21 protein-coding genes are annotated in these 25,438 nt (G+C 69.2%); 11 read left to right on the top strand and 10 right to left on the bottom strand.

The features are described from left to right. The first annotated feature begins 406 nt into the window (after positions 1-406). Both O1R50_RS15165 and O1R50_RS15160 read left to right on the top strand, forming a co-directional pair. Positions 407-784 (top strand): DoxX family protein, encoded by a 378-nt coding sequence (locus tag O1R50_RS15165; protein WP_270110930.1) that lies wholly within the window; start codon positions 407-409, stop codon positions 782-784. A gap of 98 nt (positions 785-882) precedes the next feature. Further along, positions 883-1,365, top strand: coding sequence for a MarR family winged helix-turn-helix transcriptional regulator (locus tag O1R50_RS15160; protein ID WP_270110929.1), 483 nt, complete (start codon positions 883-885; stop codon positions 1,363-1,365). A gap of 9 nt (positions 1,366-1,374) precedes the next feature. Here O1R50_RS15160 and O1R50_RS15155 read toward each other — a convergent pair whose 3' ends face one another. Beyond that, positions 1,375-2,697 (bottom strand): bifunctional pirin family protein/GNAT family N-acetyltransferase, encoded by a 1,323-nt coding sequence (locus O1R50_RS15155; RefSeq protein ID WP_270110928.1) that lies wholly within the window; start codon positions 2,695-2,697, stop codon positions 1,375-1,377. 130 nt (positions 2,698-2,827) lie between these two features. On the opposite strand from O1R50_RS15155, the gene O1R50_RS15150 reads away from it, so the two are divergent. From O1R50_RS15150 to O1R50_RS15125, 6 genes are all read left to right on the top strand, one after another. Beyond that, entirely contained in the window at positions 2,828-3,301 is a 474-nt protein-coding gene (locus O1R50_RS15150; protein WP_270110927.1) for a carboxymuconolactone decarboxylase family protein, read from the top strand. 197 nt (positions 3,302-3,498) lie between these two features. Further along, positions 3,499-3,984, top strand: a complete 486-nt coding sequence (locus O1R50_RS15145) for a Chromate resistance protein ChrB (protein WP_270110926.1) — start codon at positions 3,499-3,501, stop codon at positions 3,982-3,984. Further along, positions 3,981-4,412, top strand: coding sequence for a chromate resistance protein ChrB domain-containing protein (locus O1R50_RS15140; protein WP_270110925.1), 432 nt, complete (start codon positions 3,981-3,983; stop codon positions 4,410-4,412). Before O1R50_RS15145 ends, O1R50_RS15140 begins: the two co-directional genes overlap by 4 nt. A 22-nt stretch (positions 4,413-4,434) precedes the next feature. After that, positions 4,435-5,844, top strand: coding sequence for a chromate efflux transporter (gene chrA / locus O1R50_RS15135; protein WP_270110923.1), 1,410 nt, complete (start codon positions 4,435-4,437; stop codon positions 5,842-5,844). 204 nt (positions 5,845-6,048) lie between these two features. Further along, entirely contained in the window at positions 6,049-7,245 is a 1,197-nt protein-coding gene (locus tag O1R50_RS15130) for a wax ester/triacylglycerol synthase domain-containing protein (RefSeq protein ID WP_270110922.1), read from the top strand. Between the two features lie 161 nt (positions 7,246-7,406). Then, the gene (locus tag O1R50_RS15125; RefSeq protein WP_270110921.1) at positions 7,407-8,231 is read left to right on the top strand and encodes a GNAT family N-acetyltransferase; all 825 of its coding nucleotides are present in this window, start codon (positions 7,407-7,409) and stop codon (positions 8,229-8,231) included. A 19-nt stretch (positions 8,232-8,250) separates the two neighbouring features. Here the strand turns inward: O1R50_RS15125 and O1R50_RS15120 are convergent, their stop codons facing one another. Continuing rightward, positions 8,251-8,547 carry a hypothetical protein gene (locus O1R50_RS15120; RefSeq protein ID WP_270110920.1) on the bottom strand — a complete coding sequence of 99 codons (297 nt, stop codon included), beginning with the start codon at positions 8,545-8,547 and terminating at the stop codon, positions 8,251-8,253. A 382-nt stretch (positions 8,548-8,929) separates the two neighbouring features. Between O1R50_RS15120 and O1R50_RS15115 the strand changes: the two genes are divergently transcribed. Together O1R50_RS15115 and O1R50_RS15110 are read left to right on the top strand one after the other, a co-directional pair. Beyond that, a complete protein-coding gene (locus O1R50_RS15115) occupies positions 8,930-9,613 on the top strand; it encodes a hypothetical protein (protein WP_270110919.1) in 684 nt (227 codons plus the stop codon). 87 nt (positions 9,614-9,700) lie between these two features. Then, entirely contained in the window at positions 9,701-10,561 is an 861-nt protein-coding gene (locus O1R50_RS15110; RefSeq protein WP_333490266.1) for a tetratricopeptide repeat protein, read from the top strand. Positions 10,562-10,602: 41 nt separating this feature from the next. Here the strand turns inward: O1R50_RS15110 and O1R50_RS15105 are convergent, their stop codons facing one another. Together O1R50_RS15105 and O1R50_RS15100 are read right to left on the bottom strand one after the other, a co-directional pair. Continuing rightward, complete coding sequence (locus O1R50_RS15105; RefSeq protein ID WP_270110918.1) at positions 10,603-11,142, bottom strand: hypothetical protein; 540 nt, start codon at positions 11,140-11,142, stop codon at positions 10,603-10,605. A gap of 181 nt (positions 11,143-11,323) precedes the next feature. Beyond that, the gene (locus O1R50_RS15100) at positions 11,324-12,187 is read right to left on the bottom strand and encodes an O-methyltransferase (protein WP_270110917.1); all 864 of its coding nucleotides are present in this window, start codon (positions 12,185-12,187) and stop codon (positions 11,324-11,326) included. 324 nt (positions 12,188-12,511) lie between these two features. Between O1R50_RS15100 and O1R50_RS15095 the strand changes: the two genes are divergently transcribed. Beyond that, positions 12,512-13,150 carry a hypothetical protein gene (locus O1R50_RS15095; RefSeq protein ID WP_270110916.1) on the top strand — a complete coding sequence of 213 codons (639 nt, stop codon included), beginning with the start codon at positions 12,512-12,514 and terminating at the stop codon, positions 13,148-13,150. A 302-nt stretch (positions 13,151-13,452) separates the two neighbouring features. Here the strand turns inward: O1R50_RS15095 and O1R50_RS15090 are convergent, their stop codons facing one another. From O1R50_RS15090 to O1R50_RS15065, 6 genes are all read right to left on the bottom strand, one after another. Further along, on the bottom strand, positions 13,453-14,529 hold the full coding sequence (locus O1R50_RS15090; protein WP_270110915.1) for a hypothetical protein: 1,077 nt from the start codon (positions 14,527-14,529) through the stop codon (positions 13,453-13,455). Between the two features lie 436 nt (positions 14,530-14,965). Beyond that, entirely contained in the window at positions 14,966-16,225 is a 1,260-nt protein-coding gene (locus tag O1R50_RS15085; protein WP_270110914.1) for an alpha-L-fucosidase, read from the bottom strand. A gap of 65 nt (positions 16,226-16,290) precedes the next feature. Further along, positions 16,291-19,668, bottom strand: a complete 3,378-nt coding sequence (locus tag O1R50_RS15080; RefSeq protein ID WP_270110913.1) for an alginate lyase family protein — start codon at positions 19,666-19,668, stop codon at positions 16,291-16,293. After that, complete coding sequence (locus tag O1R50_RS15075; RefSeq protein WP_270110912.1) at positions 19,668-21,434, bottom strand: glycosyl hydrolase family 28 protein; 1,767 nt, start codon at positions 21,432-21,434, stop codon at positions 19,668-19,670. Before O1R50_RS15075 ends, O1R50_RS15080 begins: the two co-directional genes overlap by 1 nt. A gap of 102 nt (positions 21,435-21,536) precedes the next feature. Continuing rightward, a complete protein-coding gene (locus tag O1R50_RS15070; RefSeq protein ID WP_270110911.1) occupies positions 21,537-22,760 on the bottom strand; it encodes an alginate lyase family protein in 1,224 nt (407 codons plus the stop codon). Positions 22,761-22,970: 210 nt separating this feature from the next. Then, positions 22,971-25,397, bottom strand: coding sequence for a glycoside hydrolase family 2 protein (locus O1R50_RS15065; RefSeq protein WP_270110910.1), 2,427 nt, complete (start codon positions 25,395-25,397; stop codon positions 22,971-22,973). Positions 25,398-25,438 lie beyond the last annotated feature (41 nt).

The following is a 25,438-nucleotide window of genomic DNA, read 5'->3' as shown; positions in this document are numbered from 1 at the left end:
AGCGCGGTCCGTCGAGCGCGGGGCGCGGCACGGCCATGCCCGGCAACGGTTGCGGGTGCTGATGGGCGCGGTGCTCGCCTCGGAAGGTACGCGTCTGCGGCAGCCCTTGACTGGGGGCCGAGAGGCGGTGAAGAGCGATCGTCAACGGATGCAAGGTGTTCCTCAATGCGAACGGATTCCCAATCGCGAGTCCCCTCGCACGGCACCTGGATGGCGTCGCTCAGAGGGCATGGTATCGGTGCGGGTCTCGGATTCGACGGCCGGGTCGAACGCCTGCGGGGACTCCAGTTGCCTACAGCACCTCTTAGTTGACGCATCATCTATTAAGCGCTAGGGTAATTGATACGTCATGCATCTTCGAGATCGGATACATGATGCATCAAATAACTATCGTGAGGTGTGACCGATGAACATCGTCCTCTGGATCCTGGCGGGCCTGCTCGCCCTGTTCTTCGCCTTCGCGGGCTTCAACAAGCTGGCGCAGTCGAAGGAGAAGCTGCTCTCCTCCCCCAGCATGGGCTGGGCCGCGGATTTCGACCCCGGGGTGATCAAGCTGATCGGTGCCCTGGAGGTGTTGGCCGCCGTCGGGCTCATCGTTCCCGCGGTGATCGACTTCGCCACCGTGCTCGTGCCGCTGGCGGCCGCCGGCTTGGCGGTCTTGATGGCCGGCGCGGCCATCACGCACGGCCGCCGCAAGGAGGGCCAAGCGATCGTCTTCAACGTGATCCTGCTGGTCCTGGCCACCGTCCTGGCCTGGGGCCGCTTCGGACCCCACGCCTTCTGATCCGCGAACCACCGGCCGAGCCTCGTCGCGACCTCGTCCGGCGCCCACCGCGGGGCGCCTAACATTGACGTGTCAATCAGGTATCTCCGGAGGTTCCGATGTCCCAGCGGAAGGGCCGCAGCGCGCTCACCCGTACCGAGCTCGACAGCTGGCGCGTGTTCATCGAGACGACCGAGGACCTGCGCACGGCCCTCGCCGGAAGGCTCCAGGCCGAAAGCGGGATCTCGGTCGGGGACTACCGGGTGCTGCTGGAGCTGAGCGAGGCCCCGGGCCGGCGGCTCCGGTCCTCGCACCTGGCGGACGCGATCGGCTGGGAGCGCAGTCGACTCTCGCATCACCTGGGCCGCATGGAGAAGCGCGGACTCCTCACGCGCGACACGGCAGCGGGCGACAACCGCGGTGCCGAGGCCGTGCTCACCGACGAGGGCCACGATGCCCTGCGCCGGTCGAGCGTCCCGCACTTCCATGCCATCCGCGAGCTCTTCATCGACGCGCTCACCCCCGGGCAGCTGGCCGCCGCACGGGACATCGCCGAGACCCTCCGCGACCACCTCGCCGGGCTCAAGGGGCCCGGCGATTAGCCCGCCTCCTCAGCCCTGCGAGGCGAGTTCGACTTCCAGCCACTGGAGAAGCTCGGCCGCGACCGGGTCGGCGACGTCGTCGAACTCGGAGTGCTTCTTGATGAACCGAGCGACGTAAGGGCAGACGGGGACGGTGCGCTTCCCGGCCGCCCGCGTATCGGCCAGGGCCTCCTCGACCAGTGCCGAGGCGAGGCCCTTGCGGGCGAACGCTTTGTCCACTTCGGTGTGGTAGAAGATCCGCTGATTTCCGCGGTCGCGATAGGCGGTCAGTCCGGCGCGGACACCGTCCACGGCGATCTCGTAGAGCCGTTCGGCGTCGACCCGTCGCACCACCGGCTCGCCCGGCGCCTCGGCCCGCTCTCGGGCCGGAGGGTTGCGCCGCGGCATGATGACCGCGTTCGGCAAAGGCGGCGCCGGGAGGCGGCGGCCGGGGTAGCCCTCGACCGTCCCGAAGCGGTCGGAGCCGGCCTCCCAGTCCTCGCGGGCCTGGACGATGTCGTCGTGGCTGCGGCCGATGAAGTTCCACCACATGACGATCTCCTCCTCGAACGGCGGGCCGCCGAGGAGGATCGCGCGGGCCGGTTCGTCCGAGCAGTTCGAGAGGGTCAGGACTTCCACGCCGGAGGCCAGGTAGCCGAGTTCGGCCGGGCGGATCACCGTGCCGCCCAGGCGGATCTCGCCGCTGTCGACGAGCAGGCCGTGCTCGGATCCGGCGTCGACGTCGAGGGTGATCGCGGCGTGCGGTTCGAGGTCGACCTGGGCGCCCAGCAGCGGCGTGTACGTCCGGACCGGGGAGGTGTCGCCCGCGAGCGAGCCGAGGAAGACCCGGATCTCGGCGCCGTCGAGCCGCACCGGCTCGGGCACGTGGTGCTGGAAGTCGCGGCCGGCGTCGCGGTCGGCTTCGGGCAGCGCGACCCAGAGCTGGACGCCGTGGAGGACGGCGGTGTCCGGAGTGGAGACCTCGGAGTGGGCGATGCCGAGGCCGCCGGTCATCAGGTTCAGCTCGCCGGGGCGGATGATCGCGTGGCTGCCCAGGGTGTCGCGGTGCTCGACCTCGCCGGCGAAGAGCCAGCTCACGGTCTGGAGTCCGGTGTGCGGGTGCGGCGGGACGTCCATGCCGCCCGTGGCCGGGACCCGCACCGGGCCGTAGTGGTCGGCGAAGCACCAGGCCCCGATCAGGGTCCGGGCCCGCTGCGGCAGCGTGCGCCGCACTTCGAGGGCGCGCGGACCGCCGAGCGGCACCTCGCGCGGCGTGAGCACCTCGACCCCGGTCGCGCCGTCGGCCTCGGCCGCGCACTGCATCGCCTCCGGAGCCGCTTCGACATTGCTCATCGGGACCACCCGCAATCCGAACTAGTTGTCACATCATCTAAATTTCCTCGAGCATAGCCCCCATCATGTACGCGGGGCACTCGGCCAGCGGCCATTCTTGTAGAAGGCGCCGCGAGGAGGAGGATCAGACGTGAGCACGCACGGGTCCGCAGTTCCGAAGATCTACATCGACAAGCAGACCCCGGAGGTGTTCCAGGCGATGCGGGAGACCTCGCGCGCGGCCCGCAAAGCCGCGTCCGAGGCCGGGCTCGACCGGATCCTGGTGGAACTGGTCGAACTCCGCATCTCGCAGGTCAACCGCTGCGCTTACTGCCTCGACCGCCATACGAAGGCCGCGCTGAAAGCCGGCGAGTCCGCCCAGCGGCTGGCGGTGCTGGCGGCTTGGCGCGGCACCGAGGTGTTCTCGCCTGCGGAGCGGGCCGCGCTCGCACTGGCCGAGGCCACGACGGATCTCGCCGACGCCAAGGCGCGCGACGACGCCTACGAGGCCGCTCGCGGCGCCTTGACCGAGCACCAGATCTCCGCGGTGATCTGGTTGGCGATCGCTATCAACGCGCTCAACCGGGTCTCGGTCATGAGCGAGCACCCGGTGCGGTCGGACTGAGCGGTGGCGCTGGTCGCAATCCCCGCCCAACAGCTTCGGCGACCTGCCGACGCGGGCAACGTCGCCTCGTTCGCCCAGGCCATCCGCGCCACGGTCGACGCCGTTGCGGGCCTGGACAGCGGGGTACGAACACCCCGCGAATCCCACTGGACGGGATCAGGCTGCGCATGATCCCGGCTTGATGTAACCATGGTTGCATGAATGAGGCGATGCGACCCGGTGACTGGGTGCTGCTCTCGTACCGGTTGCCGCGCGAACCCTCGAGTCCTCGGATCGCGGTGTGGCGCAAGTTGAAACGGCTCGGGGTCGCGCAGATCTCGGACGGTCTGGTCGCGCTCCCCGCAGACGCCCGGACGCGCGAGCACCTGGAGTGGATGGCCGACGAAGTCCAGGACGGCGGCGGTACGGCGGGGATCTGGATCGCCCGTCCCGCCGCACTCGCGCAGGAACGCGAGCTCGCCGCCGCGATGGCCGAGGCCCGGGCCGCCGAGTACCGAGCCGTCCTCGAAACCGCCGCTGCCGCCGCCGGGCTGCCGGAAGGCGAACGCGCCGCCGCGGTGCGGCGCCTGCGGTCCGAACTGCAGCGCATCGGGCGGCGCGACTACTTCCCGCCGCCCGAGCGGGAGCAGGCCCGCCGCGCGGTCGCGGCCCTGAGCGGCACCTCCGAAGAGGCCCGCGCATGAGGTGGGCGACGCGGGCGAACCTCCACATCGACCGGGCTGCGTGCGTCTGGCTCATCAAGCGCGCCATCGACCCCGACGCCGAGTTCGTGTTCGTCGCCGACCCCGCCCACGTCCCCGCCGACGCGACGGCGTTCGACATGCGCGGCGTCGACCTCGGCCACCAGGGCGGCGACTGCTCCTTCGAGACGATCCTGCGCCGCTACGAGATCACCGACCCGGTGCTGTGGCGCATCGCCGAGACCGTCCACGAGGCCGACCTCGACGACGAGCGCTTCGACGTGCCCGAAGCCCACGGCATCGACATCGCACTGCGCGCAATGTCGATGGTGTGCGACGACGAGCAGACCATCGCGCACACCCGGCCGCTGTTCGACGGCCTCTACGAGTACTACCGCCGCGCCGCCCTTCTCGGCCGCGAACCCGCCTGAGACGCAAAGGATCACCCACGCAGTGAGTGCACAACCCGACGAGGCTCGACCGACTCCCGGCGCGCCGCCGCAAGCGATCCGCGGCGACGTGGTCCCCTTCCGGACCGCACTGAAAGCCTGGTCCCTCATCTCGCTCCAGACCTTCGGCGGGCCTGCCGGGCAGATCGCGGTCATGCAGCGCACCCTCGTCGACGAACGCCGCTGGATCGGCCAGCAGCGGTTCCTCCACGCCCTCAACTACTGCATGCTCCTGCCCGGACCCGAAGCCCAGCAACTCGCGATCTACGTCGGCTGGCTCCTCAACGGCGTCAGGGGCGGCCTCGCCGCGGGCATCCTGTTCGTCCTCCCCGGCATGCTCGCGCTCCTGGCCCTCTCGATCGTCTATGTCGCCTTCGGCGACACCACGGTCGTGACCGCCCTGTTCGCCGGCCTCGCCCCCGCAGTGGTCGCGATCGTCGCGCAGGCGGTCCACCGCGTCGGCAGGCGCGCCCTCTCCCACCCGATCCTGATCGCACTCGCCGTCGCGGCCTTCGCCGCCCTGGCGCTGTTCGGCATCGCGTTCCCGATCGTCATCGCCGCAGCCGCGATCGCCGGATGGGCCATCGGGCACTGGAACCCCGGGATCCTGAAGAACAGCGGGCACGGCACGACCGACGACGGTCCGGCACCGCTGATCGCCGACGACGCCCTCCACCACGAGCCCCCGAGCGCGAAACGCGCCACCCGAGTCATCGTCATCGGCCTCATCCTCTGGGCCGCACCGGTCCTCGCCGTCGTCCTGCTGACCGGCACCGACTCGGTGCTCACCGCCCAAGGACTGTTCTTCTCCGGCACCGCGGTGGTCACCTTCGGCGGCGCCTACGCCGTCCTCGCCTACGTCGCCCAGCGAGCCGTCGAGCACTACGCCTGGCTCTCCGCCGGCGACATGGTCAAAGGCCTGGCGCTGGCCGAGACCACACCCGGGCCGCTCATCATGGTCGTCCAGTTCGTGGCCTTCCTCGGCGCCTACAACAACCCCGGCGACATGAACCCATGGGCCGCAGGCGTCCTCGGCGCGCTCCTCACCACCTGGGTGACGTTCGTGCCCTGCTTCCTGTTCATCTTCCTCGGCGCCCCCTACATCGAGCGGCTCCGCAACAACCAGCGGCTCTCGGCCGCCCTCACCGGCATCACCGCCGCGGTCGTCGGCGTCATCGCCAACCTCGCGCTCTACTTCGCCGTCAACACCCTGTTCGCCCAGAGCCGCGCCGTCGACTCCGGCCCGTTCCACTTCGCCGTCCCGGAACTGGCCACAGTGCGGCCGGTCGCCGTCGCGATCACCGCGGTCGCCCTCGTGCTGGTCTTCGCCCTGCGCTGGTCGGTCCTGCGGGTCCTCGGCGTCTGCGCCGCCCTCGGGCTCATCGCCGGGCTCGCCGGCCTGCCCGTCGCCTGAACCGCTGCAAAGGTCCCCCGGCAGGGCGCGAGCACCCGGTGCGCCCGACTCGCCTAGCAGGTCAGGCCTCGCAACCGACGCGGCGCGGTGCAGCCTTTGGTGCCGAGTAGGCGCTTTGTCGCCGCTTATCATCCGGTGGTGAACGAGACTGGAACGGCGGCGGCCCGCGGGTCCGGTAGGCGGGCCTCGGCGCCGCGGAGGTCGATGGACCGGGCACTGTGGTCCACCCCGGCGGTCTCGCCGGCGACGCGGCCGCATGTGGGCGTGGTGCTGCACTGTGCGGGCGCGCCACCGAGCCTGGAGCGGATCGCCGCCCACGTCAGGGAGCGGCTGCCGATGGTCCCGGCGCTGCGGAGCCTTCCGGCCGGGAAGCGCTGGCGCATCGCGGCCGATCTCGACCTGGAGCCGCACGTGGTCGAGCGGCGTATCGCGCCCGCACCGGCATCACTCGAGGCGGCGGTGGGCGACCTCATCCGCGCACCGCTGCCCGAGCACGCCCCCGCGTGGCAGCTCCATCTGCTGCACGGCCACACCGAGGACGGGTTCGCGCTGCTCTACCGGGTCCACCACTCGCTGCAAGACGGCGGCGGTGTCGTCCACACGTTGGAGGCGCTGTTCGCGGACGGTGCCGAGGCTCCCTCGTCCGCGGAGCGCCCGGTGATCGCCGAGGTGCCACGGGTCTCGTTGCGGGACATGGTCACCGCCGCGGGCGCGTTCCTGGGCGGGATGCGGCGGGCTGGGACCTGGGCGTCGTATCCGGCCGGGTTCTCCGGAGAGCGGATGCCGCGCTGGTGCGAGGTGCCGGTCGACCGGCTCCGCCGCGTCGCGCGCGCCCGCGGCGCCAGCGTGAACGACGTCTACCTCGCCGCACTCGCCCACGCACTGACGGAGGCCGCACGGCAGCTGCCCTCGGCCCCGGCTGCGGTGCCGTTCCTGGTCCCGGTGAACCTGCGCCGCCCCGGCGAAGAGGACGCACCTGGCAACCGGGTCGTCCTAGCCTCCATCGTCGTCCCCGGCGGGCGGGGCGGCGCCGAGGAGCGGCTCGCCCTGACGCCGGGCGCGACCGGCGTGCTGAAGTCGGCGCGCCTGCGCGAAGCCATGCGCCGCATCACGGCCCTGACCCCGACCGCCGTGATGGCCAAGGGGCGCAGACAGGTGTCAAGACCCGCCCACGCGGCGACGCTCGCCTCCAGCCTGGCGCTGCCGCGGCGACTCGGCTTCCAGGGCGCACGCGTCACTCGTGTCTCGCCGGTGATGTGGGCGCCGCTCGGCGTCCCGGTGGCGGTGGTGCTGCTGACCTACGACGACACCGCGACGGTCTGCTTCACGCTTGACCCGGCGATGCCCGGCCTCGACGAGCTTCCCGACCACTGGCAAGCGGCGGTGGCGTCTTGGAGCTGAGCCCGGGCGCCAGCGCCGTCATGGCGCCGGGACAGCCGAGAGCGCGCTAGGACTATTTCGCTTGTTCTGCGGTTCGATGCGGTGCTAGCTTCCTGTCGGCTGCCGCAGCCAGGGTCGCGGAAGGCGTGTTCCCGGTGCGGGTAGCGGCATCAGGAGGCATATTGCTCACTCGACTCGCTCCGTCCACGTATGGCAGGGCTGCGGATCTGCTGACCGGACTCGATTACCAGCTGAGCGCGGGGGCGGTCCTGGCCGGTGCGATGCCGGGGGCGGTGTTCGTCGACGACCCCGCACGGCCCAGCGCGGTCTTCGTGCATTCCCCGGAGGGCAATTTCGTCGGCGGCGACCCGACCAACGACCGCTTCGTCACCGACCTTTGTGCGCACCTGGCTGCGGTCTTCGATGCCGAACGCGACGGCGACCTGGTGCTGTCCTTCGACCATGAGGGCTGGCAGTCAGTCGCGGCGGCGATCGTGCCCGATCTGTTCCTGTTCAAGGTGACACGGAGGCACTACCTGTATCGCGGCGAGCGGCCCGAGCTGGAGCCGAACCTGCCGCCCGGCTACCGGATCGCGCCGATCGACGCCGCGCTCTTGGAGCACCAGCAGGTTCCCGACCATGTATGGGAATGGATCGAGGGCAACTGGGGAGGGGCAGACGCGTTTCTCGCCCGTGGTTTCGGGGCGGCGGCGGTGCACGGCGAGGCCGTCGTCAGTTGGAGTCTGGCCGACTGCATCGTCGCCGAACGCGCCGAGATCGGCATCCACACCGCCCCCGGACATCGCCGCCGCGGTCTGGCCGTCCAGGTCGCCGCGGCCGCGGTCGCCCTCGCGTTCGACCGTGGGCTGACCGAGGTCGGCTGGCACTGCAACGATGACAATCCAGGGTCGTACCGGACGGCCGAGTCCGCCGGTTTCAAGTTGGCGCGGCGATACCACTTCATGGCGGCGGGGAGTGCCCGGGGCATGGGCGAAGGTTCCGATTGAGCGCCACCCCAGCCGGTTCCTAAGCCCAGGTTCCGCGCAGCCGTGCGGGGGGTGTTCTCGGCCAGTTCCAGGCCGATGGCCCGGCGATGAGGACCAGCAGGTCCCCGCGCTGGTGATCGGCCATGTACGCCAGCTGCTGGAGGATCATCCCCGGTAGCGTCGACCATCGCAGCCACCGCATCGCCGTCCGCGGAATCCGGCGGCCCGCGACGAGTGCCACGGCGAGCGCGAAGACGCTCCACGCCTGCGGCAGGACGAAGCCGAAGTACTTCCAGCTGCCCGCCGACCCGTGCACGAGGACTGCGGCGCCCAGCACGGCGCATGCGGCCAGTCGTACGGTCGGGCGGCTCGGCCGCGTCCGTCGCCCGGCCTCGGGCGGATTGGCACGGGGACCTGGCTGTTCCAATCCCGGTCGTCCTTGGAATGTCGAGGGCGCATCGCGCCGAGGCGTCTTGCGGCGCAACGGATCGGAAAGGCCGCGCAATGCCCGGTGTCCCAGGTGGACCCTGATGAGTAAAGCGCTCGGGCGATGCGGATTTCGCGACGCTGGCGGCGAGCGGCAGGGGGTTCAAGTCCCGCAATTCGCCGCGTAGGGGCCCAGGTGAACCAGCGAATTTCACGCATTTAGGTGAGATTTCCGCATCCACGACTTAGCCTCAGGGAGTCATTTTCCGACTCCAGAGGAGGCACAGAAAGCGATGACCATGATCAACACGCGAAAGAAGCGGCGGGCGAAAACGCTGCGACGAGTGACGACCGGCGTGGCCGCCGGTACGGCCGTGGGCCTGGCGGTCGCGGGGGTCGCCGTGGCGGCCAACCGCACCGAGCGGGTCATTCCCAAGCTTCCGGCACCGGGCGCGACCACCGAGGCCGAGCTGCTCTCGAAGGGCATCGAGCTGGTCGTGGCGGGCCGGAAGATCCGGACCGGACCGCTCCAGGGACGGGCCGCGTTCGAGATCGAGGCGAACCAGACCGACCCGTCCGCGGTGCGAACCAGGATCAAGGCGTTCCACCTCGCCACTACGAGTCTTCGCGAAGGCATCACGGTAACCGTCGACCTCGAGCAGCGCACCGGGATCCGGCACGTCGCCTCGAGGCTGCGCCGCGTTTCGGCGGATTCGCCCAGATTCCAGCACACGCTCGCGCTGCCGTGCATCATCACGATCGCGAACACGCAGGCGCTCGGCCTGCCCGCTGGCATCGACGAGCCCCTGGCGCTCGCCGCGACCGTCCCGGTCGAATTGTCGGGGAAGCCGTCGGGATTCCCCGACGACCGTGCGCAGTACAAGCTCAACGAGCGCATTGAGCTCACGGCGTCAGGGCTGCCTCTGGGGTACAAGGCCTCGATCGTCAAGTTCCCCTTGCAGGTCAAGGGACTGTGACCGCATACGCTGCCGGACCTACGGGTCCGGCAGCGTTGTGTCGGGCTACTGCCTGGCTGGCGGTGATGGCGGCAGGCGGCGGCCTACCTGCGGCACAACATCGGCTGGGTGCTGGCCGAACAGGGCCGACTGGCCGAGGCGGAGCGATCCTTCCACCTCGCGCTCGAACTCAGCGACGACGAACTGGGGCATGTACGCGCGGTGACGCTCAACGGCCTGGGCTATGTCTGCTTCGACCAGGGCCGACTCGCGGAGGCGGCGGAGTACTTCGGCGCCGCCTTGCGCATCAACCAGAAGACGGGGCGGCAGAAATCCCTCCTGGCCAACCGCTCGAACCTCGGCATGGTGCTCCGCCAACTCGGGCACGAGTCGGCTGCCGAGGAGCACTTGCGCGCCGCGTTGGACGGGCACCGGCGAACCTCCAATATCAACGGTGAGCTGGCCGCGCTGGAGGAACTGAGCCTGCTGCACGCGCAACGCGGCCACAGCGCCGCAGCGGTGAGCGCCGCGGAGCAAGGGTACGACCTCGCGGTGATCGCCCGGGACCAGCGCGCGCAGGCGGCGCTGTTGATCGCATTCGGCGAAGCAAAACTGGGCGCCGGTGACGTTCCCTCGGCACAGGAAGCGTTCCAGCGGGTGCTCGCACTCGCCGAGGAGTTCCCGTTCCTCACCACGCGCGCGACCATCGGCACGGCGAATGCGCTGCTGGCGCTGGGCGGCAACGCCGGTGCGCGGCGACATGTGGAACGCGCCCTGGAAGAGGCACGCCGACGCGGATACGTTGTCCTTGAGGCCGACGCGCTGTCGACGCAGGCCCGCTGTGTCGCAACCGAAGACCCGGCGGCGGCCGCACGGCTCGCCGCCGCGGCCGTCACGTTGTACCGGGCCGCCGGTGCGGAACCCATGGCCGCACGGGTCGAGACGGAGCATTCGCGCCAGAGCCAGTGAGCCGGTGCACCGTGCTCGATGCACCGGCTGACCGCTGTGGCTCAGTCGAAGATCTTGTCGTAGCGGAGAGGGCTGTAGCCGGCGTCCTTCAGGCTGGACACGTACTTCGTGTCGTACTCCATGTCATGATCCGGGTCGACCAGGTGGTAGACCTTGAACGAAACGCCTTCCTCGATCCACTTGTGGAACAGCATGCAGTGGTCGTCGTAGTGGTTGAGGGCGTCTCCCGGCTTGAGGCTGCTCCAGTAGATCGGGTGCGAGATGGCGGTGAGGTCGCGGGTGCTGTGCCCGGGCGTCGCGCTGTGCCAGGCCATTGACACGAACCCGGAGCAGTCGCGGCGGTACTCGTGGTCCCCGTCGTTGTCAGTGGCCCTGGCGCGGTAGTCGTAGCTGTACTGGATGTTTCGGTCGTACCAGTCGCGGGCTCGGGTCATCACGTTCGAGCGCGAGATGTTCCCCAGGTAGCCGGCGTGGGCTGGGCTTGCGACGGCGAGCGTCGGGATCGCCACCGCGGGAACGATGGCCGCTGCCCGGAGCAGGCGGCGTCGGGAGAGGTTCGGTTGTTCGGGTTGCGAGGCCATGGGGGTCTCCGCTTCTCTGGTCTGATTTCGGGAGTGCGGCCGGCCTCCTCAAGGGAGGAGTTCCGACCTGCATTCGACCCTAGAAGCCCCCGGTTGCACGAGAATGACGCTGAAACCCGTACTCGACCCGTACCTGCGCGGCACTGCCGACAGGACAGTCCTCCATGCCCAGACGCACTCGTCAGGACTGAGCGCCTTGCCCCTCCGTGCCCGCGTCGGCGCCCCGACGCAGCAGCAGGGTGCCGTGGTCGTGGGCGAGCCATTCGAGGGAGAACCCGTCGAATTCGGCGACCCAGCGTTCACCGATGGCTCGCTCGTCGGCTCGCCTGGCGTCGTCGAGCACGACCAATGCGTCGTCCGCGAGACGGTCGAGGAGCATCGGCACCGCCGGGTAGCGGGCCTCGGGCCCGGTGCTGCCGGGAGGTCCGTCCACAAGCACCAGGTCGAACGGGCCATCGACCAGGCCCGCCGGGTCGTACCAACGCCATGTCGCATCGCCGATTCGCACTTCGGTCAGCGGGGCGTCCCGGACTTCGGCCCACTTCGAGAGCCCGCGCTCGTCGAGCATCTTCCTTGTGGCGGCGGCGAACCGGGCGTCATGCTCGAGCGCGACGACGCGTCCCGCCCCGATCGCGCGGCACGCGTACGCGAGGATCACCGTGGTGCTTCCCGAACCGCATTCGAGCACCGAGGTCCGGCCGTGCTCGACTACCTCCCGGTAGAGGAACCTGGCCAGGTCCGGCCCGGCCGCCCACCCGTGCATCGGGGGCAGCGCCTGCTCCGGGCCGATGTCCCGGTACAGGGCCATGAGGTCCTCGAACTCCGCGTAGACGACGCGAGACCACTCGCGGATCAGCCGCTTGGTCGACCTGGGCATCGACTCGAGCTCTCGGTGAGAGGCCTCTTGGGCCTCCTGGTACCGCGCGACCCGCTCGGTGAGCTCGGAAACCTCCGCCCCCCGCCGCCGCTGGGCCTGCCACACCATCCCGAGGGTAAATGCCGCAGCACCGACGACGATGGTGCGGTAAGGGATCCTCAAGTTCATCGCCTGCCTTGTGCACCTTGGAATCAGGGGGAAACGGAGGTGTCTGCAGATGGCATGGGGAACCTCCTGCCGGGTGTTCCGTGAGGCTATCAGAGGCAGATGCCCGAGTTGCCGTCACCGGAACGGAAACGGTGGATGTGTCCACTTTGCTTACTGCGCGGTCCAAGGGACGGGCGGCTGGTACGAATCTCCCCTCCGCTGCAACCCGACTCGTCGGCCGCGTAGTTCGGCACCGACCCCGGCCGTCGCCGCTTGGAATCGGGGCGTGGCACTAGTCAAGTAGATTCACAGGCGTCACACCCGCCTCCGCCCGAAAGGCCGATCGTGGACCCGTTCATCACCGCACTGGCCGCCAAGAGACTCCTCACCGTCGCCGGGATCGGTCTCGTGGGACTCACCGGCCTCACCGCGTGCACCGCCGCCGATTCCAGTGAACACCCCGACGCCGAGGCCACCGCCGAGGCGAAGGCCGAGGCCGCCCCAGTGGTCATCGAATGCGACTACGCGCCCGCCGACGCCGATCCCCAAGCCGGCCAGAGCATCGACGCCCCGCTCGACATGTGCACGCCCGGCAAGGTCGACACGTGGGACATCGCCGTCACCGCCGTGGAAGTCGACGCGACCGAGACGATCTTGAAAGCCGACGCCACCAACGCGGCCCCCGCCGAGGGCTCCCAGTACCTCATGATCACGCTGACCGGCACGAACAAGGCCGACGCCGCCGCCGCGCCCACAGACCTCCTGGTCGGCCTCCGCAACGGATCTTGGACCTACCAAAGCGACTGCGGCCTCGTCCCCAATGACGTCCTCGACGTCGACGAAGTCGCGCCCGGCGAAACCTTCACCGCCAACCGATGCGTCGTCATCGAAAGCGAAAAGGTCGAGGGCGCCGTCATCGAGATGGCGCTGCTGAATTCCTGGGACGTGGAGGTCTACACCTACTACTCCTCCACTTTGGTCTAGTCTCCGAGCGCGAGGCGGACGCCGTCGGCGTATTGGACGATGTCGGCTGTGTAGAAGCGGTCCATGGCCGGGCCCGGATCGTCATCGCTGTGGACGACCTCGTTGTCCGTCCATGATCGTGGTCGCCCTGAGCGCCCAGCTACCGCGCCGCATCAAGCGCACGCCCGCCGCTGCATAGCCGAAGGGCCGCAGACCATCTCATGGTCTGCGGCCCTTCGATCCCGTCATTCGCCTGTGCTCACGGCGTTTCAGGAACGCCCGACTGGTTTCGACGAGAAGCGCTTGGAGTAGCCCTCGGCCCTTTACTCGCCCTTGTAAGCGGCGATGATGTCCCAGGCCAGGTCTTCCCACTGGGCGTAGGCGTCCGGGAACGCCGAGACCTGGACGGTCTGAGCGGCCTTGGTGACGGGCATGTCCTCCCAGTTGTCGACCCTCTTGAGCGAGTCGTAGAACTTGGAAGCCGAGGTCTTCGGGTCCATGAGTTCCTTGACGCTGCCCCAGCCCGAGGAGGGGCGCTGCTGGAAGAGGCCGACCGAGTCGTGGTCAGAGCCTTCGGCCTGGTACTCGTAGTCATAGGACTCCGCGACGTTCACATTCGCGTAGTTCCTGAACTTGGATTCCTGCATCGCCGTCGCCAAGGCGATCGCCCAGGCCTTCTGGTTGAGGCCTTCGTCCTTGCCGGCCTCGATGATGGCGATGGCGTTGGACATCTGAAGCTTGCTGAGCCCGCCGACCGGCTTGGGCTCGGCTGCTTCCTGGGCTTTGGCCTTCGCAGCCGCCTCAGCCGCCGCAGCCGCTGCAGCCGCTGCCGCAGCCGCCTCACGCTGGTCATTTGCGATCTGCGTGGCGGCCGCCGATGCGGCCTCCTCGGAGAGTGCGGCATCGGCTGCGACGACGGCGCTCTGTGACCCCATGGTGGGTTCGGTGTCCAGGCTGGTAATGGCGACCGCGGCGCTGCCGGTGGAACCGAGGAAGATCGCGGTGGCCGCGCCCATGACGGTCGCCCGCAGACCGAATCGATCGATGACCTTGGCGACCAGGCGCCTCACGGGGTCGGCGACCTTGGAGACCACCGGCTTCGCCGACTCGTCGACGACGATCGCGACGTCCTTCAGCAGGGCGATCCATGGTTGGACGCGCTCGGCCGACCAGGCGATCGATCGTTTGATTCGCTCGATGGCGGGAGCCGCGGCGTTGCGGAGTCGTCCAGCGAGCGTCGCCACAACAGGACTCGCGCTGTCCCAGAGGAGCCCGGCGACGGCCGCTACGGCCAGTCCTACCCGGACTGTCCAGCTCCGGAGCTGCTCGAGCAGCACGCTGATTTGTGAGTCGGTTCGCTTGCGGATGGAAGGGGCGGCGCTCTGGTCCAGGCCAGTCACGCCTTCATTCGTCTGGCGGTTTCGCACTGACCAAACGTAAGGGTGGAGCTACGAGGGGCGACGTTCGTCATTTCCAGGCGGCTCCGAATCCGCAAGCGATTCAGGATGGACTGGTTTTCCTTGAGATCTTCGCCAGGAAGTTATGGTGAAGCGTTCGCCATCCGCTTCCTCACCGTTCATCCGTGTTATCGCAGACCCCGGTTATACGGTGGTACCGGGTTCAACTCATCCTTTCGGGCAGGTCAAGATCGCCGCAACGTTAATGTGACCGCGCACACCGCAGCGGCCGAGGGGGAACGCGATCCGGACAGACGGCCAGAAAACGCCGCCCGGACAGGCGCGGCGCTCAGCCGTTCCCGGCGTACCGCCCAAGCCGCCGACCTAGGCGTTCGCGCCTGCCTGCGACCCGACCCCCGCTCCAGCCGACGTGATCGGGTCAGTGCTCCTCGTAGGAAAGCACGATGACGTTGCCGACCGACGCGGGGGCCTCGGCCGGGAGGCGGATCATCACGCTCCGGTGGTGCACGTCGACCGGGAGCGGCGTGCACTCGGGGTCGGCGAGCAGGTATGCGCCGGTCACGGTGCGGAGGGCCTGGTTGTAGAAGATCCGGCCGTCCTCGGGCCACGAGTCGAGGTGCAGGTACTCCTTCCCGGGGCGGCGGGTGGCCGCGGCTAGGTTCGGCTCCCAGCGCATCGACGGGCCGGCCGCGGTTCCGTGCACCGACTCGCCGTTGGCCTCCAGCCAGCGTCCGACTTCGCGCAGGGACGCCGCTTCGGCCTCACCGATGCGGCCCTGCTCGTTCGGACCGACGTTGAGCAGGTAGTTGCCGCCCTTGCCCGCGATGTCGACCAGGTCGCGGATCAGCGTGGGGCCGTCCTTGACCGTGTCGTTCGCCGAGTATCCCCAGCTGCCGGCGACGGTCATGCATGCTTCCCACGGCCGGTCCCCGGCGCTGCCGGGGATCGTCTGCTCGGCGGTCGTGAAGTCCGCGCCGACGCCGCCGAGGCGGTCGTTGACGACGCAGTCGGGCTGCAGGTCATGGACCATGTCGATGATCTGCCGGGCGCGCTCGCGCTCGTCCTCGCGTTCGAACGCGTCGCCGTACCAGTCAAACCAAAGCGTCCCGATTCGCCCGTACCCGGTCATCAGTTCCCGGAGCTGGCCTTCCATGTAGTCCATGTACTTCATGAAGTCGGCGTCGGTTTTCGGGCGGCCGTGGAAGCCGTCCGGGTGCCGCTTTGTCCGGTAGGTGTACCGGGTGGGGTAGTCCTGGTGGTGCCAGTCCTTGACGGAGTAGTAGACGCCGAAGGTGAGCCCTTGGCGTTCGCATTCGGCGGCCAGTTCGGCGATCGGGTCGCGGCCGAACGGCGAGGCCTTGACTATGTTGTAGTCGGTGAGCGCGGTATTCCACATGCAGAAGCCGTCATGGTGCTTGGCGGTGAAGACCAGGTACTTCTGGCCGGCGGCCTTGGCCAGCGCGACCCATTCGGCGGCGTCGAAGCCGCTCGGGTCGAACTGCGGGGCGTACTGCCCGTACTCCTCGGCCGGGAGGCCCTCGGCGAACTGGACCCATTCGCCGCGCGCCGGGATCGCATAGAGTCCCCAGTGGATGAACATGCCGAACTTGGCCTGCTGCCAGGCTCTGACGCGGTCGGGCAGGGATGCTCGGGTGTGCTCGCTGAAGCGGTGTTCCATGTGCTGTTTCCTTCTTGGTGTGTGCCCCGGCGCGGCGGGTGCGCCGCGCCGGGGGCTTACTGCGGTCAACCGGAGCCGGTCACCGTCACCTGGTCGAAGACCGCGGTGCTGAGCGCGGTCGGATCGCCGGAGACGACGGCCAGGCCGACGTGGTAAGGCGCGGTCCCGAAGGCCGGGATCGCGTGCGGTTCGCCGATGGGCGTCCAGGTCTGCCCGTCGGCGGAGGTCGCCGCCGCGAAGGCGTCGCCGGTTCGGCTGAGCCGCAGCCAGATCGGGGCGCCGACGTTATTGGGCCCGTCCGTCGTGTTGGGGCGGAAGGCCACACGGGTGCGTCGGAAGAACTGGACGGTGCCGTTCGCGCCGAGGACTGTGGCGGTCATCTGGTCGAACGGGTTGAGCGACTTGGCCATCGCCAGACCGACGCGGCCGTTCGCGGACGCGCCGGTCCAGCTGGAGAGGCGGGCGGTGATCGTGCCGTCGCCTTCCATTGGCACGGAGGCGAAGTGGGCGGTCATGCCCTGGTTGATGACATTGAGGTCGGCACCGGCGCCGCGGAGGGTGAAGGTGCCGGTGTCGGCGTCGTGGCCGGTGATGCCGGGCGCGCGGATCGCGACGACGCTCCGTGAGCCCAGCATCCGCTCGTCGGGTACCCGGTCGCCGATGTCCCGGTAGGTCCACGGCGCGGGCGGCGGGGAGCCGATGGTGATCGCGAGGCTCCCGGCGGCGGAGCCGGTCGCGTTGACCGCGCCGACTTCGACGGTGAATGCGCCTGCGGCCGTGGCGGTTCCGGTGATGGTCCCCGTGGTCGCGTCGAGGTGGAGCCCGTCGGGCAGACCCGTCGCGGTGAACCCGGCGGGGTCGTTGGCGGCGCGTATCAAATAGTGGAAGGGTTTGCCAGCGTTGGCGAACGCCGTTGCCGCTGCCGTGATCTCCGGTTTCGGCGGGGTCGGCATGACCGCGCGGGCCTCCAGTGACGGCGGACCGTCGCCGTCGGTGTTCGAGGCGCAGACGATATAGCGGTACTCGGTTCCGGGCGCGCCGGTCGGATCCGCGTAGCGGACCTGGACGCCGAATCCGACCGGACCGATGCCGCAGGCGAGGACGGTGTACCGGCCGCCGTTCGCCGGGGCGCGCTTGACGGTGTAGCGGCCGGAGAGGTCCGTTGCGCTCCACGCGAGTTCGACGGCGCTCGCGCCCGTCCAGGCACGCAGGTCCCCCACCTGGGCGGCGGGGGCGCCGACGGACCAGCCCGGTGCGGTGACGTTGTCGAAGACCGCCGAGGTGGTCTCGGGGTGGTCCGCGTCGCCGCCGAGCACCGAGCAGACGGCCAGGCCGATGTAGAGGTCCTCCGGGAGGTCCAGTTCGGAGGTGCCGACCTTCTCCCAGTCCTCGCCGTTCGGCGAGATCCACCCGGTGAACTTGGTGCCCTTGCGCCGCAGGCGGACCCAGTAGGGGCGCCGCCAGCGGTAGCCGTCACTCGCGCCTTCGACGTAGGGCGCGGGCAGTGGCGTCGCCGAGGACGGGAGGGACCCGTGATCGGCGATGGGGAACCCTGCGTTGACAGTGATCTCGGTCTGCTGTGTGGGCGGGACCGGGGTACTGCCGGTTCCGGCGGTGTCGCCTCCTGTGGTGGTGCGGGTGGTCCAGACGCCGCTCCAGGTGTGGAGCGGCAGGCCTTGGATGAGCATCGACGCGTGCGCGGCGTCGGGTTCCAGGCTCTCCCGCATCATCAGGCCGACCTTCGCGTACTGCGAGCTGACGGGGTGGGCGATCCGAGCGGTGATGGTGCCGTCGCCGGTGAGCGGCAGGTGGGTGAACCGGAACCGGTCCTCCACGCCGGCGATGTCGTTGCCGCCGGCCTTGATGCGGAACGCCTGCCCGTCGAAGTCGGTGCCGCCCGCTGGGGCCGAGTCGCCGATGTCGGCGGCCTCCCAGGGTGCGGGCAGCCCGGCGGAGACGGCGATGCCGAGCGAGTCCGGGCCCGTGCCGGCCTCGTTCGCGGCGGCGACGACGTAGAGGTAGGTGCGGCCCGGCTCGACCGATTCATCGGTGTACGAAGTGGACGCGATTCCGGTGGCGATCACCTCGTACTCGTCCTCGTCGAGGGCCGCGCGTTTGACGGTATAGCCGTCTGCGGCGGCCATACTGGCCGGATCGACCGAGCCGACCCAGCTGACGGTGATCCCTTCTGGGGAACCATGAGCGGCGAGACCTGCGGGTGCGGGCGGTGGCGTTTGCGGGACGGAGGTGTCGGCCTGCGAGCGCGCGAAAGTGAGGGTGCCCCAGGACGGGTGGTCGTCGTTGTGCCCCTCGATGAAGCGGGTGCCACCGGTCCCCCGGAAGACGACCCGCTCGGTGTAGGGCACTGCGAGCCCCATCCGGGTCGCGTAGTGGCCGTATGCGAGTTCGTGGATCGGTCGCCACTGCCCCCGGTTCCCGGTGGCGACAACGGTCTTCAGGTACTTGCCGGTCCGGTCGAGGTCGGCGGTGAACGGCACGTCTTCGCCGAGGTTGTAGCGCGAGACGTACTCGTACCCCGCGAGGATGCGGTTGCCCTTGTGGCCGTATAGGTCCACGCCCTGGTTCCAGGCTACTTCGGCGACATCGGTGAGCAGGCCGATCGCGAGCTGGGCGTAGGCCTGGGTGCGGCCGCTCTCCTGCCCCTGGCCGGACTCGTCGACGACGATGCCGGTGATGGAGCCGTTCCCGGCCCCGCCCGCGGCGTAGCGCACCGCGTCCTCGAACATGACGCGGTCGTCGCAGAACACCGCGATCGCGATGACCAGTTGCAGGGCGGCGACGTCCCAGTTGCCGTTGGCGAACAGCGCGTACCCGGAGACCGACGGGTACCAGACGTCCTTGAAGGACCGCTCGCACCTGGCGATGTCCGCGTCGGCCCAGCCGTCGTACTCGCCGTGCCGCAGGATCTCCGCGGCGTTGACGAGCTTGAAGCCCTGGAGGCCCGCGCCGAGCTGGCCGTCGGCGCCGGTGATGGTCTTCAGGCTCGCCGACCAGGCGTTGAGGATGTCGCGGGCCTTGTCCGCGTGCCGGTCGTCGCCGGTGATCGCCCACATCAGGGCGTTCTGGTAGGCGGCGCCGGCGTCCTCGGCCGCCTCGGCGGTGTTGTCGGTGGGGCCGCGGCCCCACGAGGTGATCTGGCCGGTGTTGCGGATCCGGTAGTCGAATGAGGAGCGGGCGTGCGCGGCCATCGCGGTGAACCCCTGGTGGATCGGAGCCTCTTGCGCCGCAACTGCAGTGCGCATGCGCTCGAGGTCCGCCGCGCTGTGCAGCAGGCCGGGGTGCGCGAACGCCGCACCGGCGGTCGAAGTGGGGGGCGCGGCCTGTCCGGCTTGGGCGGGAAGCGCGTTCGCGGCGGTGACCGCGATGAGGGAGCCCGCCGCGCCTCGCAGGAGCGTGCGGCGGGTGGTCTGGTATCGATCCATCACTGCACCGTGATCGTGACGGTCTTCTCGGCGGTCCCGCTCGCGTTGGCGGCGCTGACGACCGCCTCGTACGTGCCGGCCTTGGCGGGCGCTCCGAAGACGACGCCGGTGGCCGCGTCGACCGCGAGCCCTTCGGGCAGACCCGAGGCGGCGAACGTCTCGGGGAAGCCAGTCGCGCTGATCGTGTAGAGCGTCGGCGCTCCCGCGGTGGTCGCCAGGGCGTCGGCGGCGACGAGGGTCGGCGCCGTCGTGGACGGGGCGGTGGCCGAGTCGAGGAAGCGCAGTCCGGTCACGTGCTCGTTCACGTGCATGGGGATCATGTCCCAGGTCTTGAACCAGCCGGGCTTGCGCATGTTGTCGGCGATGAGCTTGCCGTTGACGGTGAAGTTCTGGAAGACGACGTCCTTGATGGCGTGCTCGGCGTCGTAGCCGAGCATGATCCCGAGCCCGGCGTTGTCGCCCTCGTAGCTGAGGTTCTTGACGAAGACCTGCTCGATGCCCCGGCCGGCCGAGGTGTTGTAGGTCTTGTTGTAGGCCACGCGCATGTGGATGATCTGGCCCCACCGGAAGTCCTCGACGCGCACGTCCTGGATGCGCACGTTGCGGACCAGGTTGCTGTCGCCGGGGTTCAGCGCGATGCAGCCTTGGTAGTTCAGCTGCGGCTCGCGGTGGTCGAGGATGTCGACGTTGCTGATGGTGATGTTCTCCAGCACTTCGGGCGCGTCGGTGTTCCCGTGCGTGCCGACGTTGATCGGGTGCGCCACGTCCGCCCAGAGCGAGGAGTCCCTGATCGTGATGTTCCGGACGTCGCCGTACCACTGGTTGCGGTGGCCGTAGAGGGCGATGCAGTCGTCCGAGCTGCGCATGAAGAGGCCTTCGAGGAGCACTTCGCTGCTGCAGAAGACGTCGATGCCGTCGCCCCACCTGCCGGAGCTGAAGTAGCTCAGGTTGCGGACCGTGACCTGCTCGGACTCGTCGATGTCGAGCGCGTTGCCGGTGGGGTTGTTCATGATCGTGATGCCGTCGATCAGGATGTTCTTCGAGTTCCTGACGGGCGCCGCGCCCCACTGGACCCCGTAGATCATGCCGTGGCCGCGCAGGGTCGCGTTCGCCACGTTGTCGAAGGTGATGTTGCGCTTGACCACCGCGCCGCCGGCGATGTAGACGGTCTGGCCGCTCGCGACGGCAACGGACTCACCGGTGTGCACGCCGGGTCCGAAGTAGACCACGGAAGGGTCTTCGGGGTCGGGCACGTCGGTCTCGATGGGGTGCGCGATGAGGTGCAGGCAGTCGTACAGTTCGTCGTTGACCTCGACGACGATCTTGCGGGGCTCGGTGAGCGTGAACTCGACGGTGTCCTCCTCCACGACCGGTTCGATGTCGTAGGAGAGGGGGCGGATGCGCGCCTTCTCGATGGCGCTCTTGACGTATCGCACCTTCACTTCGACCTCGCCGGAGAAGTCGAAGTAGGCCACTGCGGAGTTGTAGAGGGGACCGGCGCCGGTAGAGGCGTCGATCAGCTTCAGGCGGGTGTTGTAGACGCCGAGCCGCTGCCACTCGCTCTGGCCGTTGCGGACGCTCACCTCGAAGCTGCCGTTCTGCGCGATCCCCGCCGGGACCGGGTACGTGACGATCGCGTTCGCCGGCGCCTCCTGGGCGGCGGCGGGACCCGCGGCGGTCGCCAGGTATCCGGCGACGGCCGCGGCACCGGTCGCCTGGAGCACGGTGCGACGGGACAGGCTGGGGGTTGAAGGGTTCTCAGTCATGGTTCCTCATTCGTTGCAAGGGAAGGGAAGGTCGCGGGGCCGGAACGGTTCCGGCCCCGCCTGTGGTCGCGGCCGAACGCCGCTGGAGGCGGATCCCAGAGGTCAGCGCGAGTGCGTGAGCGTCCCGAATCCGAGGTCGTCGAAGCCGCCGGAGGTGGTGCCGTAATCGCCGCCGCCGCCCTCGGCGCCGCTCTGCTCGACCATCTGCTTCAGGTTGGGCAGGGTGAAGCCCCACCGCGAGATGTAGTGGCCGTAGACGCGCGCCCACACCGGCCGGGCCTGGCCGCGCCCGCCCGCGCCCATCACCGTGTGCTCGTTGTAGCTGCAGTTGACACCGGAGCCCCACGTGTACTTCGTGAACGGGAGGCCGTCGTAGCCGAGGTTGTAGCGGGCCACGTAGTCGGCCGTCCGGGCGAAGGCGTGGTCGCGGGCGGAGTACAGGTCGACACCCTGGTTCCAGGCCATCTCCATGATCGAGCCCATCAGGCCCATGCCCATCATGGAGTGCCCCTGGTCCCGGCCCGATTCCTGCCATTGGGCGAGGGCGCCGTGGATGAACGGGATCGCGTTCTTGATCGACCCGTTGCCCGCGCCGTTCCAGAAGTAGTCGACGGCCCGGTCGAACAGCGCGTCGTCGTCGTTGAAGATCCCGATCGCCATGATCGAGGCCATGCTGCACAGGTCCCAGTTGGCCCAGTAGTTGGTGATGCAGGCGCCGTTGTGGCGCACGAGGAAGTCCTCGTTCATCGGGTAGAAGATGTTCCGCAGCATCGATTGGAAGCGCCCGCGGTCGAAGCCGGGGGCGTCGCGGACCAGCTCCGCCGCGTTCGCCGCCTGGTAGCCGTAGATGCCGGCGGCCAGCCAGCGGTCGGCGCTTCCGGTGATCTCCTGGAGCGTGCCGGACCAGGCGTTGAGGATGTTGACGGCCGTGTCGCGGTGGGCGGTGTTGTTCTGGATCCTCGAGCGCAGCGCGTTCTGGTAGGCGGCGTGCATGTCGTTGTAGAGCAGCGAGTAGTTCTCGCCTGTGCCGCCCCCGCGGACCACCGTCGCCACCGGCCGCGGGGTCCAGCCGGGCCAGGAGTGGCTGTTCGCGATGAGCCGGTTCCAGCCGGAGATCCAGGGCTCTTCCCTGGCGTAGACCTTCTGGCGCATGCGGTCGAGGTCGGCTTGCGTGTGGAGCATGCCGGGGTGGACGCCGTTCTGGGCGTAGGCGGTGCCGGGGGCGCCGAGGGCGGCGATGCCGCCCGCGGCCACCGCGCCTCTGATGAGGTTGCGGCGGTTGAGGCCCGCGCGCGGGCGGGGTTGATCCTGTTGTCCGATGAGCATGGAGCTCCTTTGCGCCATGCGGTGTGCGATGCCGGGGAATGCCACCGCGAACTCGTGACGGTTCATGTTGGAACGTGTCCCGTCCACATCATTGTAGCACAACATATCTCCATCTTTCAATGAAAAAATCCGATACTCGACATTTCCGCACACCCGATCAGGGACGGGGGCCGAGACTCCCCCGCCCCTGCTCGGAGCTTTGGGCGGACCTCAGTACACGCGGAGCTCCTCCACGTCGATCGGCTTCTCAGGGAAGGAGATCCGCACGAGCCGGGCGGTCCGCGCCGGAAACGCCAGGTACGCCGAGAGCGCCTGGGATTCGGGCTCGCCGCGGTGCACGCGTTCGAAGTCGCGCCCGTCGACACTCGTCTCGACCGTCCACGGATGCGCGGGCGGCTCGGCGAAGACGACCTCGACCCGCTTGATCTCGTACGGGAACTCGAGGTCCGCGGCGAGCCATTCGCCCGGGTCCCGAGTGGCCGCCCGCCAATACGTGCCGCTCCCGGTGAGCGTGGCGTTCCCGCCCTCATGCGCCGGCTCGGCGCTGCTCACCGCGACCGGCCGGTACGCGGCCAGCGAGGCCTCGCCCTGCCCGCTGGGCGGCTCGGCCACGGACGGCGCGGCCGGCGGCAGGCGCCAAGCACGCGGTGCCTTGCGCGGACCAATCGCCGCCAGGACCAGTTCGGCGGCGGTCAATCCTTCAGCGGTCGCCCTGATGCGCTGCGTCCCAGGCGCATAGGCGCGCAATTCGATCGCGCCCGCACCGCCCCACAGGCTGTGGGACTCAGGCCCGAGCGTGATGCTCCGACCGGAGGGGAACAGGCCCTCGCCCTCGACCACGGTGAAGTGCACGGCCCGGTCGTCGACGACACGGATCCCGTGCTCGTCCACCAGCTCGACCAGTAGCCGGGCATCGCCGGTGCCGTCGGTCGGGATCGTCTCGGTGTCGGAGGTCAGCCGCAGCGCGACCGCCCTGCCCGGCTCGGGGAAGACGGGCGGGGCGATTCCGCGCAACCGCTCGCGGTACCAGTGATAGGAGCGCCGGGGCATCCGCCAGTAGTCGGCCAGGCCTTGCAGCCCGGCACCGTCCGCGATCGACTTGTAGTGGAACGCGCACCAGAAGATCTTCCCTGAGCGCCACGGGTAGTCGGCCTCGACGCCGTGCTCCCACTCCACTTCGTACTCCCCCGGTCCCTCACCGCGCACGCCGTGATATTCCGAGACGACGCTCGGGATACCGGGGTCCATGAAGAGCTCCGCGCCGTCGCCGTTGTAGCCGGCGATGTCGCCGAGCACGTCGAAGCCCTTGCGCTGCGCGCCCCCGACCGCCACCGGGCGGGTCGGGTCAAGCCCCTTGGCGAGCGCCACGAGCTCGCTCGTGAGCGCCTTGGCCTTGCCGATCACCTTGTCATCGCTGAAGAACGCCTCGTTGCCGATGCTCCAGGTGATGATGCTCGGGTGGTTGCGGTGCGTGCGGATCATCTCGCGCAGGGCCCGGCGCAGGCTCTCCCCGAAGTCCGGTTCGTCAGCCTCGTCGATCGGGTAGGCGCTGGCGAACCAGAAGCCCTCGACGTTCTCACCGCCGATGCCCCAGAAGTGGAGCTCGGACCAGAACAGCAGGCCTTGCCGGTCGCATTCCTCTGCGAAGTAAGGGTGGTGCGGGTAGTGAGAGCCGCGGATGAGGTTCATCCCCAGGTCTTTGATCATGGCGACGTCGCGGCGGATGGACGCCCGCGTTCCAGCATCGCCCCAGCCGCCCCGGTTCTGGTGGACGTTGGCGCCGTGGAGGTCGAGGTGCTCGCCGTTGAGGAAGAAGCCGCGGTCGGCGGTGAACTCGAACCACCGGAAGCCGAACGAGGTCTGCTGGGAGTCCCTGGCGATGCCGTCGACCGAGACCGCGGCGGTCAGCTTGTAGCGGTGCGGCTGGTCGGGGTGCCACAGGATCGGGTTCGCCACGGCCCCTTCGAGTTCAACGACCACGCGAGACCGGGCGGGGATCGTGCGGCGCACGGTCGGCAGCGACGCGACCGAGCGTTCGGGGTCGGAAAGCACCGCCGCGACGTTCACCTGGATCGGGCGAGGCTCGTCGTTGACCACCTCCACGGAGGCGGCCACTGCGGCGCGCTCACGGCTCACCTCGGGTGTGGTGACACCGATGCCGTACCAGTCGATGCGCACCCGGTCGGCGACGATGAGGCTCACGTCGCGGTAGATGCCGCCGTTGAAGCTGTAATCGCCGGCGCGCGGCGCCAGTCGCGGGTTCCAGAGGTTGTCGACGCGGACGAACACGTCGTTCAGTCCCTCGACCACCGCACTGGAGATGTCCATTGTGAATGGCGTGTAGCCGCCTTCGTGGCGTCCGATGAAGCGCCCGTTGATGTAGACCTCGGCGGCCTGGAAGACGCCGAGGAACTCCAGGGCGATCCAGTGCCCGATCCACTCGGGACGGACCTCGACGGTGCGGCGGTAGCAGCCGTGGCCGACGTAGAACCGCTGCTCGCGGAAGTCCGGCAGGTCGAATGAGTGCGGCAGACCGACGTCGTACCATTCCGGATCCGGAGCCTCGGCCTCCGCACCGGGGTGCTCGCCGAAGGCGAACGTCCAGTCGTCGTTGATGAAGCGCTGTTCGCGAATCAAGTGGACCTCTCAGCACATGGGTGTTCAGGAGGCGGGCCGCA

It is taken from the genome of Glycomyces luteolus (assembly GCF_027622875.1).
Classification (GTDB): Bacteria; Actinomycetota; Actinomycetes; order Mycobacteriales; family Micromonosporaceae; genus Glycomyces; species Glycomyces luteolus.
This window is presented reverse-complemented; position numbering and strand designations above follow the sequence as displayed.